Here is a 14053-nt window from a genome sequence, read left to right as displayed (position 1 = left end):
TGCCCGAACCTGTTTACTTTCCGGAAATCCAGGCGTAGCCTCCCTGCGAATCCACAAGTTCGGGCATCACCGGGCAGGAAGTCGGAGGGGAACGGACATGTACGCACCGGAGCGGCAGCAGGAGATTCTCCGGCTCGCCCGTGACGGCGGCCGGGTGGACGTGGTCTCGCTGGCGGAGGAGTTCCAGGTTACGGCGGAGACGATCCGGCGCGACCTGAAGGCCCTGGACCGGGCGGGCCTCGTACGCCGTGTGCACGGCGGCGCGATCCCCGCGGGCCGGCTGGACTTCGAGCCCGACATCGCCGAGCGCGAGGGCACCGCCGCCGACGAGAAGGACCGTATCGCCCACGCGGCCCTCGCCGAGCTGCCGAGCGACGGCACGGTGATCCTCGACGCCGGTACGACGATCGCCCGGTTCGCCGCCGCCATCCCGCTGGAGACGACGCTCACCGCCGTCACCCACAGCCTCCCCATCGCGGCCCGCCTCGCGGACCACCCCGGCATCCAGCTCCACCTGGTCGGCGGCCGCGTACGGCACCGCACGCGCGCGGCCGTGGACGCCTGGGCCCTGCGGGCGTACGGCGAGATCCGCGCGGACGTGCTGTTCCTCGCCGCGAACGGCTTCTCCGCCGGGCACGGACTGACCACCCCCGACCTCGCCGAGGCCGCCGTGAAGCGCGCGGCCGTGGCAGCCGCCCGCCGCGTGGTGCTGCTCTCCGACTCCTCCAAGCACGGCCAGGAGCACTTCGCCCGCTTCGGCGCCCTCGGTGACGTCGACCTGCTGATCACCGACAGCGGGCTGAGCCCCGAAGACGCCACCGCCATCGAACGCGGCGGCACGGAAGTGCTGCGTATCCCGGGGGCCAACCCCCGGACCCCCAGCCGGAAAGACCGCGCATGATCCTCACCGTCACCCCGAACCCCTCCCTCGACCGCACCTACGAGGTCCCCTCCCTCGACCGCGGCGAGGTCATCCGGGCCACCGGCGAACGCATGGACCCGGGCGGCAAGGGCGTCAACGTCTCGCGGGCGGTCGCCGCCGCCGGACAGCGCACCGTGGCTGTACTGCCGCTGGGCGGCGCCCCGGGCGCACTGGTCGCGAACCTGCTCGACGCGCAGGGGATCGAGGTCGCGCGGGTACCGGTCGCCGGTGCCACCCGGTCCAACATCGCGCTCGCGGAGGCCGACGGCGTCCTGACGAAGATCAACGCGCCCGGTCCCGAACTCTCGGCGGCCGAGCAGGAGTTGCTCCTGGAGACCGTGCGCGCCCAGTCCGTCGACGCCTCCTGGATCGCCTGCTGCGGCAGCCTCCCGCGCGGGCTCGCCCCGTCCTGGTACGCCGCCCTGGTCGCCCGCGTCCACGCGGCGGGCACCCGGATCGCCCTCGACACCTCCGGCCCGGCACTGCTGGCCGCCCTGCGCGAACGCCCGGACGTCGTGAAGCCCAACGCCGAGGAACTCGCCGAGGCCGTCGGCCGCCCCCTCGCCACGGTCGGCGACGCGGTCAAGGCCGCCGAGGAGCTGAGGGAGATGGGCGCGGGCGCCGTGCTCGCCAGCCTCGGCGCGGACGGCCAGGTGCTGGTGAGCGCCTCGGGCGCCTGGTTCGGCAGCGCCCGCGTGGACGTCGTCCGCAGCAACGTCGGCGCCGGCGACTCCTCCCTGGCCGGCTTCCTGATCGCGGGCGGCGACGGCCCGGAGGCCCTCGCCTCGGCGGTGGCCCACGGCGCGGCCGCCGTCCAGCTCCCCGGCAGCGTGATGCCGACGCCCGGGGACCTGGACCCGGCCGCGGTGACGGTGACGGCGGAGGTTCCCGTGGACCGAGCGCTGAGGGAGCCGGTGTCATGAGGGTCTCCCTTACGCTTCCGGCGGCCCCGACTGGTGGCGGCTTCCCCTTACCCACCGCCACCGCCACCGCCACCGCCACCGCCGCCACCGCCGCCACCACAGGCACCACAGGCACCACAGGCACCACAGGCACTGCCATCCCCACCTTCACCCCCACCCCCCACTGCATCCCCGTCCCCAGCCCCGCCCACGACTCCCCACGGGCGATACGCGAGCGAAGGAGCCCGCGATGAGCGAGATGATCACCGCGGATCTGGTCGACCTCGACCTGTCCGCCGACACCAAGGAAGCGGCGGCGCGTGCCCTCGCCGAGCGCATGGTGGCCAAGGGCCGGGTGACCGACCTCGACGGCTTCCTCGCCGACGTGGCCGCCCGCGAAGCACAGATGCCCACCGGCCTCGACGGCGGCATCGGCATCCCGCACTGCCGCAGCGAGCACGTCACCGAGCCGACCCTCGCCTTCGGGCGCAGCGCGGCCGGCATCGACTTCGGCGCGGCCGACGGGCCCGCCGACCTGATCTTCCTGATCGCCGCCCCGGCCGGCGCGGACGACGCCCACCTCACCATCCTGTCGTCCCTCGCCCGTCAGCTGATGAACGCCGAGTTCACCGCCGCGCTGCGGTCCGTGGACGACGCGGAACGGGCCGCGGCACTCGTCCGGGGCGACGCCCCCCAGGAAACCGAAGACTCCGCAGACTCCGCGGCGGCGTCGGCCGGAACGGCCTCCGCCGACGCCGCCGCGGGCAGCACCGACGACGAGACGGCTGCTGCGAACACGGCCCCCGAGGCAGCGGCTCCGAGCACGGTCGCCGAGGAGGCCCGCCCGTTCCGTATCGTCGCCGTCACCTCCTGCCCCACCGGCATCGCGCACACGTACATGGCCGCCGAGTCGCTGGAGAACACCGGCCGTGACACCGACGGTGTCGAGGTCGTCGTCGAGACGCAGGGCTCGGCCGGTTTCACCCGGCTCGACCCGGCCGTCATCGCCGCCGCCGACGGCGTGATCTTCGCGCACGACGTCCCCGTGCGGGAGAAGGAGCGGTTCGCGGGCAAGCCCACCGTGGACACCGGTGTGAAGGCGGCCATCAACCGGCCCGCCGAGCTGATCGCCGAAGTCCGCGGCAAGGCCGAGCGCGGCGAGATCTCCTCGGCCGCCCGGCCCGGCTCCACCCCGGTCGAGCGCGCGGGCGAGCCCGGCGACGGCTACGGCACCAAGCTCCGCAAGTGGCTGATGACCGGCGTGAGCTACATGGTTCCGTTCGTCGCGGCGGGCGGTCTGCTCATCGCCCTCGGCTTCGCGATCGGCGGCTACCAGATCAACGCCGCCAAGCCGGTCACCGACCACTTCCTCTGGGGGCAGCTGGACAGCTGGGCCGCGCTGCTGTTCCAGATCGGTGGCGTCGCCTTCGGCTTCCTGATCCCCGTCCTCGCCGGTTACATCGCCTACGGCATGGCGGACCGCCCCGGTCTCGTGCCCGGCTTCGTCGGCGGCATGATCGCCTCCAACATCGCCGCCGGTTTCCTCGGCGGCCTGGTCGCCGGTCTGCTGGCCGGTGCGGTCGTGCTCGCCATCCAGCGGATCAAGATCCCGCCGGTGCTGCGCGGCATCATGCCGGTGGTCGTGATACCGCTGATCTCCTCGATCGTCGTCGGCTTCCTGATGTTCGTCGTGGTGGGCAAGCCCATCGCCGAGGCACAGAAGGCCATGACCGACTGGCTGAGCGGTCTGTCCGGCACCAACGCCATCCTGCTCGGCGTCCTCCTCGGCCTGATGATGTGCTTCGACCTGGGCGGCCCTGTGAACAAGGTCGCCTACGCCTTCGCCACGGGCGGCATCGCCGTCCAGGACCCGAGCGACTCCGCGATGAAGATCATGGCCGCCGTGATGGCCGCCGGTATGGTCCCGCCGCTGGGCATGGCCCTCGCCACCACGGTCCGCAAGAAGCTGTTCACCACCGCCGAGCGCGAGAACGGCAAGGCCGCCTGGGTCCTCGGCGCCTCCTTCATCTCCGAGGGCGCGATCCCGTTCGCCGCCGCCGACCCGCTGCGGGTCATCCCTGCCTCCATGGCGGGCGGCGCGGTCACCGGGGCGCTGGCCATGGCCTTCGGCTCGACCCTGCGCGCCCCGCACGGTGGCATCTGGGTCACGTTCCTGATCGGCAAGCCGTTCCTGTACCTGCTGGCCATCGCGGTCGGTACGGCGATCACGGCCGGCCTGGTCATCGTCCTGAAGGGCATGCGGAAGACCCAGCCGGACGCGGTCGCCGAGGAGGCCCCGGCCGCCACGGCGGAGGCGAAGCAGCCGGTCGCGGCGTGAGCCGTTGACCACGGTGGCGATGGAGCGTGCGACACGATGCCCCATCGCCATACGGCGGCCGCAGCCCGTTGGACAGGGGGCTGCGGCCGCCGTGCGTGGTCCGCAGGCCCTGCGAGCCCTGCGAGCTCCGCTTGCTCACCGAGGTGCGCATTTGCCAGGTTTACATCCGTGGTGCGTTGTTCGCGGCACCTGCGAGATGCGTCACGGTCCGGGCAAAAGGCCCGGACCGTGGTGTCTACTGGGACGCATGCCTGAGCACGTGTCGATCCTCCATCTGTTGGGCGTGGCCGCCCTCGCGGCGGCGGCGGTCATCTGGGTCGCCATGCTCGCCCGCGTCATGCGCCGTGACCTTCCCGTGCACCGGCGGCAGTTCGCGTCCCTGAGCCGCCGCGGACGGATCCTGCGGGGCCTGCCTCACCAGCGCCACTCCGCCCCGCACATCGAGCAGGTCGAACTGACTCCGGCCGAACGCGACGCCTTCGCCGTCCTCGTGCGACGGCTCAGCGGCGGCCGCTCCTGACCGCCCGGCGGTCACCCGTGACCGCGCGTCCTCTTCCGCTCTCTTCCGCGCTCATCCACGGCTCGCCGCCCGTCGCTCCATGGCGTCCCGGGCCGCGTCCTCCGACGCGTAGACCTCGCACATGTGACGCCCGTCCGGCGTCGCCGTGTGCTCGACCTCCCACAGGGAGATCTCCTGGCCGTCGGTGAGTAAGAACGCGTGCTCGTACAGCGAGAAGCTCGGCCCCCCACGGCCGGTGCGGCTCGGACGGCCGAACGCCTGGGTGATCTCGTGCGCGAACGCCGTCCGCCGCAGCAGCGTGGCGAGCTCGTCCCCCGGCGGGTCCGGGTTCTCCGCGCGCCGCAGCAGCCGCCGGGCGTGGTCGGCCGAGTCGTCCAGCACGTACTCGTGGCGGGTCTCGGGAACCGGCGCCAGCTCCACCATGACGGGCAGCTCGAACTCCGGTGTGTCCGACGGCAGCGGCAGCCGCGCCGTGGCGGCCCGCAGCTCCTCCTCGTCCACGTACACCTCGGCCTGCGGATCGCTGCCCGGCGCCGTGTTGTGCACCAGCTCCCAGAGGGTGAGGGCGGAGCCGTCGTCCAGCAGCCAGGTGTGCCGGTACGTCGAGCGGTGCAGCCCCGCGCTGTAGTGCGCGGAGTGCAGCGAACTGTCGTGCGCGAGCGCGCAGTCGAGTCGCCGTATGGTCTCGTCGGGCAACTCGAAGGAGTTCAGGGCACGACCGAGGAGTCGCGCGAGGTGCTCCTCCGGAGACTCGGGCGACTCGGGTGGCTCGTACGCTGCCGTCTCGTACGGAACGCTCAAGGCTTCTCCCGGCGTTGCTGCATGTCACCTTGTGGGTGCATACCGTAGCCCCTCGGTCGGACATCGTGTCCGGGAACCGAGAAAACGTACGTCAGAAAAACGCGCGAGCCGCGCGAATGGTTCCCGCGCGGCCCGCTGATGTGCCGAAGATCTTCGCGTTCTGTCGCCAAAGAGCGCTCGTCAGGACCCGGTTGACGTGACGTCACCCGCCCTGGCGCGACTCAGAGGGCGCTGCCCGCCGTCCAGGCGCTCCACGACATGTTCCAGCCGTTGAGGCCGTTGTCCGGGGCGACCGTCTTGTCGGGGGAGTTCTTGACCGTCACGACGTCACCGACGAGCGAGTTGTCGTAGAACCACTTGGCGGGGGTGGCGCCCTGCGCGCCCTGCACGTCCTGGAGCCCGATGCAGCCGTGACTGGTGCCCTGGCTGCCGAAGGGCGGGTTGCCCTTGTTGTACCAGTAGTTGCCGTGGATGAAGGTGCCCGACGTCGTCAGCCGCATCGCGTGCGGCACGTCCGGGATGTCGTACTCGCCGCCGAAGCCGACCGTCGTTCCGTTCATCCGCGTCTGGACGAACTTCTCGGAGATCACCATCTGCCCGTTGTACGTGGTGTTCTGCGGGCTGCCCGCGGAGATCGGGATCGTCTTGAGCGTCCTGCCGTCACGCACGACCGTCATGGTCTGCGTGTTGACGTCGACCGTGGAGACCTGGGACCGCCCGACGGTGAAGCTGACCGTCTTGTCCTGCACGCCGTAGACGCCCTCGGCGCCCTGCACGCCGTCCAGGTCGATCTTCATCGTGACCTTGGAGCCGGCCTTCCAGTACTCCTCGGGCCGGAAGTCGAGCCGCTGCTGCCCGAACCAGTGCCCGACCACCTTCTGCCCGGTGCTCGACGTCACCGTGATGTGCGACTGCACGGCCTTCTTCTCGCTGATCGCCTTGTCGAACGTGAACGACACCGGCATCCCCACACCGACCGTGGACCCGTTGTCCGGCGTGTACGTCCCTATGAAGCTGTTGGCCGTCGTGACAGTGGTGAAGATCGAGTTGGCGGCGGACGTGCGTCCCTTGCCGTTCTTCGCGACAGCCGAGATCTGGTACTTGGTACCCCGCTCCAACTGCTCCTTCGGCTTCCACGCCATCCCGTCCGCGGACAACTCCCCGGACACGGCCTGCTTCGTCCCCGCCACCGTCATCTTCACCTCGGTCAGCTTGCCGCCGCTGACCTTCACGCCGGTCGCGTTGATGGACGCACCCGTCGAACCGTCCTTCGCCGAGATCGTGATCTTCGCCGCGGAGTCCTTGGCGGAGGTCTTGTCGTTGTCGGCCTTCGCGCTGCCACCGCAGGCGGTGAGCGTCAGGGACCCGGCCACCAGGACCGCCACGGCCCCCAGCGTGCGTCGCACCATCTTGTCCGGCGATGTCACGGGCTGCTCCATCTTCTCGCTTCGTACGTGATCCGCTCCAGTACGAGGAGAAAGAGCGCCCGGGCCCCGGAGAGGTTCCGGCCGTCCCGCCGCTGAGGCACGCACGTGACAGAACCGGGACAATCGGCCTACGGGGCCCGGGTCTTCACCGGGACGGTCACCGGGAAGGTCGTCAGCCCCCGTACAGCTCTCCGTACGCCGGCCACACCCCGCCCGGCCCCTCCACCGACTCCGCCGCCCGCACCGCCCGGACGATCGCCCGTGTCACCACGTCCGCGCCCGCCGCGAGCACCTCGTTCAGCGCGAGCGGGCCGCCCGAGGGCAGGGGGCGGGCGGCGGTGGCCAGGGTGAAGACCGTGTCGCCGTCGTTGAGGAGATGCACCGGGCGTACGGCGCGGGCTATGCCGTCGTGCGCCGTGCCCGCCAGCTTCTGCGCCTGGGCGCGGGTGAGATCGGCGTCGGTGGCGACGACGGCGAGGGTCGTGTTCAGCGGGGGCGCGGTGTTCTTGCCGGTGGCCTCCGCCAGCCGCCGCCGCGCCGCCTCGTGGACCTCGGCCGCCGGGAACGCCGTCCGGCCGCCTCCCCGCAGCAACTCCCCGTACAGCACCCCCGTCTCCGGATCCATCACCGATCCCGACGCGTTGGCCACCACCAGCGCGGCCACCGTGACGCCCGAGGCGAGCACGACGCTCGCGGTCCCGACACCCCCCTTCAGCTGCCCGACCGTCGCCCCCGTACCGGCACCCACACAGCCCTCCTCGACCGATGCGCCCGACTCGCTCGCGGCGGCCGCCTCCACCGCGGCCCGTCCGGTGGCCGCGTCCGGCCTGGCACGGAAGTCGCCACCCCGGCCCAGGTCGAAGACACAGGCCGCGGGCACGACCGGCACGACCTGCGACGGATCGGGACCCACCCGCACCCCGCGTCCCCGCTCCTCCAGCCAGGACATCACCCCCGACGCCGAGTCCAGCCCGTACGCGCTGCCCCCGGTCAGGACGACCGCCTCGACCTTCTGCACCAGGTTCCGCGGATCGAGCGCGTCCGTCTCCTTGGTCCCCGGCCCACCGCCGCGGACGTCGACCGCGCCCACCGCCCCGCCCTCCGGGGCCAGGACGACCGTCGTCCCGGTGAGCCAGCCGTCGCCGGTCCGGGTGGCGTGCCCGACCCGCAGCCCCACGACATCTGTCAAAGCGTCAACTGTCATGGACCCAGTGTGATCCGGCACGGCCCACTCCGCCTCACCGGGGCACCGCCACCCGCCCCGCCCCACCGGGGCACTGCCACCCGCCCCGCCCCACCGGGGCACTGCCGGCCGCTCCGCCTCACCGAGGCACTGCCCCCGCTCTCTCCTCTCCCGCCACCATCCGCGCCGTGAGCGTCACCCCGGTGGCCACGGCCAGCGCCGCCACGATGCCCGCCGCGAGCACCGCCCAGTCCCCCAGGAACGTGCACGCGATCACCGCCAGCGCGGTGGTGGGCAGCACGGCCTGCTGGGCGATCCCCACCTTGAAGTAGCGCGCGTGCAACGCCCACACGGCCAGCAGGTACAGCGCCGTCGGCAACGTCACCGCGGCCGACGCGGCGAGCGTCGAGATGTGCGCCTTGCCGACCGCCTGCTCCACCGCGACCTCCAGTCCGGCACCGATCGCGGCCGCCGACGCGAAGATCACATAGTGGCCGTACCCCCACAGGAAACCCTGCCTGGTGGAGCTCAGCCGCCCGTGGATCGGCACGACGAAGTAGATCCACCACGCCGAGAACACGGTCAGCAGCCCGCCCGCCGCGATCGGCAGCAGCTCACCCAGCGCGTCGTTCTCCTCCACGCCCGACTTCACCGCGACCGTCGCCGCCGCGATCGTCTCGCCGAGCACGATGATCGTGAAGAGGCCGTAGCGCTCGGCGATGTGGTGCGGATGCCAGGTCGTGGCGTGCGCCCGCTCCGCGTACACCGGCACGTACATCTCCGCCGGCACCATCACCAGGAACACCCAGGGACGGGCGGGCTCCGGGAGGACGAGGAGGCCCAGCCAGCCGATCTGGCAGAGCAGCACGCCGACCGCGTATCTCAACGCCATGGTTCTCTCGGCGCCCCCGGCCGCCCGCGCCGCGCGCAGCCACTGGGCGGCCATGGCCACCCGCATGATCACGTAGCCGATCCAGACGACCAGGAAATCGTGGTCCTCGAACGCCTGGGACACACCGGCCGCGAGCACCAGCACACCGGCGATCTGGACCAGCGTCACCACCCGGTACAGCACGTCGTCGTTGTCGTACGCCGAGGCGAACCAGGTGAAGTTCATCCAGGCCCACCAGATCGCGAAGAAGACCATCGCGTAGTTGAGGATGCCCTCGCCCGCGTGGTCCGCCGCCACCGCGTGGACCAGCTGCACGCCTGCCTGGGCGATCGCCACGACGAAGCACAGGTCGAAGAAGAGCTCGAGCGGCGACGCGACCCGGTGCTCCTCCTCGCGCACCCGCGCGGTCAGCCTCCGCAGAGGGCCGCGGTCGGCGGACGAACCGGCGGAAGAGGCGGAGTGCGGGGCCGAACCGGCCGAACTGGATGTCATGCGGCCAAGCAGACCAGAAAACCCGGGGAGCCTCTTGCCCAGGAGTGCACCGGTGGGCGGGTCCTCGCGGACGCCGAGCCCTCCGGCGGTGCCAGGGGCCGGCCCGCACTCCGTGCCCTCCGGTCGCGCCAGGGCCCCGCCCGCCCACGGGCCCGTACCCTGGAGCCATGAGTACCGCTTCCGCCCCCGAACCGCGCGAGCCGGCGAAGCCCCGGCGGGTCGCCGCGCTGGTCTTCGACGACCCGCTCGACCAGCCGTCGTCGGACGACACGGACCGGGGGTGGGGCGAGCGGCCCTCGGAGGGCGACAGCGTCGCCGACCTGAAGCGCTTCCTCGACGAGAAGCCGCCCCACCACCTCTGAGAGCGGTGCGTGAACCATTGCCGAGCGCGGTCGGTGAGCCACTTCCGAGCGCGCTCCGTGAACCGCTCTACTCGCGGTCGTGCCCCGCGCCCCGCTGGGCGACCAGGGCGTCGCGGATCTCCTTCAGGACCTCCAGTTCGCTCACCTCGATGACCTCGTGCGTGCCCTCCTTGGCCTTGCGGCGGGCCTCCTGCCGCGCGAGGTACCTGGCCATCGGCAGCACCATCAGGAAGTAGACGACGCTCGCCGTGATGGCGAAGGTGAGCGTCGCTCCCAGCACGGAGCCCCACAGGATGCGGACGCCCGTCGCGCTGTCGCCGGTGCCCGTGCAGGGGTCCTTCAGGCAGTAGCTGTAATGGTCGAGGTTCTTGGTGCCGATCGCTCCCACCACGGGGTTGATGATGCCCTTCACCACCGCGGTCACGATGTTGGTGAAGGCCGCGCCGATGACCACGGCCACCGCCAGGTCGACGACGTTCCCCCGCATAAGGAAGGCCTTGAAGCCCTCCCAAAGGTTCGGCTCCTTCTTCTCGCTCACCTTGACGCCCCTCCGCGCAAGTTGTGGAACAAACGACTCCGCAACTTACGGCACGGCGTTCCGGCCCTGTCCAGCCGCACCCTCTGAACAACTGATGTGAGCGACGCCCGGTGCCCTTGCTCAGGGTCGGCACAGCGTCACCGCCAGCCGTGAGGTCGCGCCCGCGCCGGCCAGCCGTGCCGCCGCGGCCCTGGGCACGGACAGCACCACCAGCGCCCCGCTCTCGGTGACGCCCGCCGCCGGCACCCTCGTCACCCGGGCCCCGCGCGCGACCACTCGGGCGTCGCCGCCGGCCGTGGCCGACCCCTCCGCCGCGATCACGTCGACCCGGTCGCCGGGCCGCAGCAGCCGCACCGCCGCGCCGTCGGCGATGCGCACCGGCGCCGCCACCATCTCGACGGCGCGCTGCCGCTCAGGAACCGACTCGGCCACCGGATGCCCGCGAGGCCGCTGGGCGTCCCTGGCCGGCTCCGCCTCCCGCGGGCCCGCCGCCACCAGCGTCGCCGCGGTGACGGCCAGCCCGGCGGCCACGGCCCGCCTCCGGCACCGCACGAGTCGCCGCAACCGGTAGCGGGCACCACCCACCCGCAGCGGGGCGAAGTGCGGGACCTCGCAGGTCGGGGGAGCGCCGGAGCCGGGCGGGCCGTCCAGGGGCATGGACGGGGACGCGGAAGCGGAAGCGGACGCGGATGTGAATGTGGTCGAGGTCGAGGTCGAGGTCGAGGTCGGAGAAGGGAACGGAGGGGAAGGGAACGGAGGGGAAGGGAACGGAAGGGACATGAGGCCACCACCTGCTGCGTGAGATCGGCTTGCGGTCCCACGATGAGGCTTCGCCGCAAAGTCCGCCGACGCCCGTGGACAACTCACGAACTGTGGAAAACTCCCTCACCCGAACGGGAGGTTCCGCCGCCCCGACCCCCTTGCGGAACCTGGGCGTGAACCCCGTGCGCGCCCACCCGTCACGGCATCGCGAACCCCGGATCCATCCCGCCCAGAGCCGACGTGCACAGGCAGTCCCGCTTCTCGTTCGGCGGCAGCGCGGAGACCGCGTCGAACAGGACACCCCGCAGCCGGTCGACGTTCGCGGCGAACACCTGGAGCACCTCCTCGTGCGAGACGCCCTCGCCGGTCTCGGCGCCCGCGTCGAGGTCGGTGACGAGGTTCAGCGACGTGTAGCAGAGCTCCAGCTCGCGGGCGAGCGCGGCCTCGGGATGGCCGGTCATGCCGACCACGGACCAGCCCTGCGCCTGGTGCCAGACCGACTCGGCGCGCGTCGAGAACCGCGGCCCCTCCACGACCACCAGCGTGCCGCCGTCCACCGGTTCCCAGTCCCGCCCGCGGGCGGCCTCCAGCGCGACCTTGCGGCCGGTGGGGCAGTACGGGTCGGCCAGCGACACGTGCACCACGTTCGGGACGTCGCCCCCGGGCAGCGGCAGCCCGTCGAAGTACGTCTGCGCCCGCGCCTTCGTACGGTCCACCAGCTGGTCCGGCACGAGCAGCGTGCCCGGCCCGTACTCCGGCCGCAGTCCCCCCACGGCGCAGGGCGCCAGTACCTGGCGTGCCCCGACCGACCGCAGAGCCCACAGGTTGGCGCGGTAGTTGATGCGGTGCGGCGGCAGGTGGTGGCCGCGCCCGTGACGGGGGAGGAAGGCGACCCGCCGTCCCGCGAGCTCGCCCAGGAAGAGGGAGTCGCTGGGCGGCCCGTACGGGGTGTCGACCTGTATCTCGGTCACGTCGTCGAGGAAGGAGTAGAAGCCCGAACCGCCGATGACACCGATCTCAGCGTTTTCCGTGTTCGCCATGCCCGCACCCTAACCGGGGGTACGAACGCCGAAGACCCTGCCGCCGTACGACGACAGGGTCCCGGAGCGGGTGTTAGGCCGCGGAGCTGCTGCTGGAGGAGGAAGATCCCGAGGACGACGAGCCCGAGGACGACGAGCCCGAGGACGACGACGAGCCGGACGACTTCGAGTCGGACGACTTCGAGTCGGACGAGGACTTCGAGTCCGACGACGTCGAGGACTTGGAGGACGACGCCGTGCTGCTGCTCGACGACGAGCCACGGCTGTCGTTCCGGTAGAAGCCGGATCCCTTGAAGACGATGCCGACCGCGGAGAACACCTTCTTCAGGCGGCCACCGCAGTTGGGGCACTCGGTCAGGGCGTCGTCGGTGAACTTCTGCACCGCTTCGAGGCCCTCACCGCATTCGGTGCACTGGTACTGGTACGTCGGCACTGGTCTTCCTCCTGGCACTCTCACTCGATGAGTGCTAACGACGGTCCATAGTGACGTATTCCTGCGGCTCAGTCCACTGCCACCTGTGAGCGGTGACCGATGCCACGTGCGACGGTGCGGGTCCGGGGCCGTGCCACGAGCCGTGACCGCAGTGCCACCAGCGTCGCCAGCGCCAGTGCCGTACCGGCCAGCGGCACCAGGAATCCGGCACCGTTCCACACGTGGTCCTCCAACTGCCCGGCGGCTGTGACGGCGGCGGCCTGACCGAGGGCGACCGCGCCGGTCAGCCACGTGAAGGCCTCCGTGCGGGCGGACGCCGGCACCAGGGCGTCGACCAGCGTGTAGCCGGTGATCAGGGCGGGCGCGACACACATGCCGACCAGCAGTCCGAGCCCGGCGAGGACCACCACGGAGTGGGCGGTCCACAGGCCCGAGGCGGTCACGGCGAGGGCCGCGTACGCGACGACCAGCCGCCGCTGCGGTGCGGCCTTCCAGGCGATCGCGCCGCAGACGAGCCCGGAGAGCATGTTGCCCGCCGCGAAGACGCCGTACAGGACGCCGTTCAGACCGGGCTCGCCGATCGACTCCGAGAACGCGGCGAGCGAGACCTGCATGCCGCCGAAGACGGAGCCGATCCCCAGGAAGGTCACGATAAGCACCCGCACCCCGGGGACCCGTAGTGCCGAAACGTGCTCCACGCGCGCGTGCCCGTCGAGCCCGTCGTGCCCACCGTGAACGGGTGTGGGCTGGGTGCCCTTCTGAGCCGCGAACAGCAGACCGCCGACCAGGGTGAGCGCGGCCTCCGTCACCAGTCCGGCCGCCGGGTCCACGGCCGTGCACAGCGCGGTCGCCACCAGCGGGCCGAGCACGAAGGTCAGCTCGTCCGTGACGGACTCGAAGGCCGCCGCGGTCGTCATCAGGGGCGTTCCCTGGAGCCGCGCACCCCAGCGGGCGCGAACCATGGGACCTATCTGCGGCACCGAGGCACCTGTGGGCACGGCGGCGACGAAGAGCGCCCACAAGGGGGCGTCGGCAAGCGCCAGCGCCGTCAGGGAGGCGCCCGCCAGGGCGTGCAGGACGACGCCGGGCACCAGCACGGCCCGCTGTCCGTGGCGGTCGGCCAGGCGCCCGCTGTAGGGGGCGAACAGCGCCATGGAGACACCGGTCGCGGCGGCCACGGCACCGGCCGCCCCGTACGAGCCGGTGGTGTGCCGCACCAGCAGCACGATGGAGATGGTGAGCATCGCGAACGGCTGGCGTGCCGCGAAGCCGGGGAGCAGGAACGTCCAGGCGCCACGGGTGCGCAGCAGTTGCCCGTAGCCCGGGCGGGACGGGCGGGACGACGTCGAGGTGACCGTGGAAGCCACGGCCCATGCCTTTCTGCCGCCTGGTAGCGCGCGCCCGTGCGGGAGGCGCGCCGAGAGCTGTCCTCTTGCGCGTA

At 71.9% G+C, this 14053-nt stretch carries 14 protein-coding genes; 5 read left to right on the top strand and 9 right to left on the bottom strand.

All coding sequences use genetic code 11. The annotated features are described in order from the left end of the window. Window positions 1-97: 97 nt before the first annotated feature. The 4 genes from AB0959_RS43385 (at window position 98) to AB0959_RS43370 (ending at window position 4682) form a co-directional block, all read left to right on the top strand. The gene (locus tag AB0959_RS43385; protein ID WP_366832370.1) at window positions 98-901 is read left to right on the top strand and encodes a DeoR/GlpR family DNA-binding transcription regulator; all 804 of its coding nucleotides are present in this window, start codon (window positions 98-100) and stop codon (window positions 899-901) included. Continuing rightward, window positions 898-1845 (top strand): 1-phosphofructokinase, encoded by a 948-nt coding sequence (gene pfkB, locus AB0959_RS43380; protein ID WP_366832369.1) that lies wholly within the window; start codon window positions 898-900, stop codon window positions 1843-1845. Before AB0959_RS43385 ends, pfkB begins: the two co-directional genes overlap by 4 nt. A gap of 229 nt (window positions 1846-2074) precedes the next feature. Further along, on the top strand, window positions 2075-4162 hold the full coding sequence (locus AB0959_RS43375) for a fructose-specific PTS transporter subunit EIIC (RefSeq protein ID WP_366832368.1): 2088 nt from the start codon (window positions 2075-2077) through the stop codon (window positions 4160-4162). 247 nt (window positions 4163-4409) lie between these two features. Beyond that, window positions 4410-4682, top strand: a complete 273-nt coding sequence (locus tag AB0959_RS43370; RefSeq protein WP_366832367.1) for a hypothetical protein — start codon at window positions 4410-4412, stop codon at window positions 4680-4682. 51 nt (window positions 4683-4733) lie between these two features. On the opposite strand, the gene AB0959_RS43365 is transcribed toward AB0959_RS43370, so the two are convergent. The 4 genes from AB0959_RS43365 to AB0959_RS43350 form a co-directional block, all read right to left on the bottom strand. Then, window positions 4734-5483, bottom strand: a complete 750-nt coding sequence (locus AB0959_RS43365; RefSeq protein WP_366832366.1) for a DUF6227 family protein — start codon at window positions 5481-5483, stop codon at window positions 4734-4736. Between the two features lie 221 nt (window positions 5484-5704). Further along, window positions 5705-6910, bottom strand: coding sequence for an Ig-like domain-containing protein (locus AB0959_RS43360; RefSeq protein ID WP_366832365.1), 1206 nt, complete (start codon window positions 6908-6910; stop codon window positions 5705-5707). Window positions 6911-7082: 172 nt separating this feature from the next. Then, window positions 7083-8114, bottom strand: a complete 1032-nt coding sequence (locus tag AB0959_RS43355) for a P1 family peptidase (RefSeq protein WP_366832364.1) — start codon at window positions 8112-8114, stop codon at window positions 7083-7085. Window positions 8115-8232: 118 nt separating this feature from the next. Further along, complete coding sequence (locus AB0959_RS43350; RefSeq protein ID WP_366832363.1) at window positions 8233-9477, bottom strand: low temperature requirement protein A; 1245 nt, start codon at window positions 9475-9477, stop codon at window positions 8233-8235. A gap of 167 nt (window positions 9478-9644) precedes the next feature. Here AB0959_RS43350 and AB0959_RS43345 point away from each other — a divergent pair, with 167 nt between their 5' ends. After that, entirely contained in the window at window positions 9645-9839 is a 195-nt protein-coding gene (locus AB0959_RS43345; RefSeq protein ID WP_366832362.1) for a hypothetical protein, read from the top strand. A gap of 67 nt (window positions 9840-9906) precedes the next feature. Here AB0959_RS43345 and mscL read toward each other — a convergent pair whose 3' ends face one another. From mscL to AB0959_RS43320, 5 genes are all read right to left on the bottom strand, one after another. Then, a complete protein-coding gene (mscL, locus tag AB0959_RS43340) occupies window positions 9907-10377 on the bottom strand; it encodes a large conductance mechanosensitive channel protein MscL (RefSeq protein ID WP_366832361.1) in 471 nt (156 codons plus the stop codon). Between the two features lie 120 nt (window positions 10378-10497). Beyond that, window positions 10498-11034 carry a hypothetical protein gene (locus AB0959_RS43335; RefSeq protein ID WP_366832360.1) on the bottom strand — a complete coding sequence of 179 codons (537 nt, stop codon included), beginning with the start codon at window positions 11032-11034 and terminating at the stop codon, window positions 10498-10500. A 302-nt stretch (window positions 11035-11336) separates the two neighbouring features. Then, the gene (locus AB0959_RS43330) at window positions 11337-12179 is read right to left on the bottom strand and encodes an S-methyl-5'-thioadenosine phosphorylase (protein ID WP_366832359.1); all 843 of its coding nucleotides are present in this window, start codon (window positions 12177-12179) and stop codon (window positions 11337-11339) included. Window positions 12180-12252: 73 nt separating this feature from the next. Further along, window positions 12253-12612: an FmdB family zinc ribbon protein gene (locus AB0959_RS43325; RefSeq protein WP_366832358.1), complete on the bottom strand. Its 360-nt coding sequence runs from the start codon at window positions 12610-12612 to the stop codon at window positions 12253-12255. 68 nt (window positions 12613-12680) lie between these two features. After that, window positions 12681-13979, bottom strand: coding sequence for an MFS transporter (locus AB0959_RS43320; protein ID WP_366832357.1), 1299 nt, complete (start codon window positions 13977-13979; stop codon window positions 12681-12683). Window positions 13980-14053: the final 74 nt, after the last annotated feature.

Source organism: Streptomyces sp. NPDC046862 (assembly GCF_040704615.1).
Classification (GTDB): domain Bacteria; phylum Actinomycetota; class Actinomycetes; order Streptomycetales; family Streptomycetaceae; genus Streptomyces.
The sequence above is the reverse complement of the archived record's forward strand: the minus strand, read 5'-3'. Positions and strand labels throughout refer to the sequence as shown.

Excerpts from the sequence above, each read along its gene's own strand:
- AB0959_RS43385 (WP_366832370.1), top strand. The coding sequence starts at position 98 with ATGTACGCACCGGAGCGGCAGCAGGAGATTCTCCGGCTCGCCCGTGAC.
- pfkB (WP_366832369.1), top strand. The coding sequence starts at position 898 with ATGATCCTCACCGTCACCCCGAACCCCTCCCTCGACCGCACCTACGAG.
- AB0959_RS43375 (WP_366832368.1), top strand. The coding sequence starts at position 2,075 with ATGAGCGAGATGATCACCGCGGATCTGGTCGACCTCGACCTGTCCGCC.
- AB0959_RS43370 (WP_366832367.1), top strand. The coding sequence starts at position 4,410 with ATGCCTGAGCACGTGTCGATCCTCCATCTGTTGGGCGTGGCCGCCCTC.
- AB0959_RS43355 (WP_366832364.1), bottom strand. The coding sequence starts at position 8,114 with ATGACAGTTGACGCTTTGACAGATGTCGTGGGGCTGCGGGTCGGGCAC.
- AB0959_RS43350 (WP_366832363.1), bottom strand. The coding sequence starts at position 9,477 with ATGACATCCAGTTCGGCCGGTTCGGCCCCGCACTCCGCCTCTTCCGCC.
- AB0959_RS43345 (WP_366832362.1), top strand. The coding sequence starts at position 9,645 with ATGAGTACCGCTTCCGCCCCCGAACCGCGCGAGCCGGCGAAGCCCCGG.
- AB0959_RS43335 (WP_366832360.1), bottom strand. The coding sequence starts at position 11,034 with ATGCCCCTGGACGGCCCGCCCGGCTCCGGCGCTCCCCCGACCTGCGAG.
- AB0959_RS43330 (WP_366832359.1), bottom strand. The coding sequence starts at position 12,179 with ATGGCGAACACGGAAAACGCTGAGATCGGTGTCATCGGCGGTTCGGGC.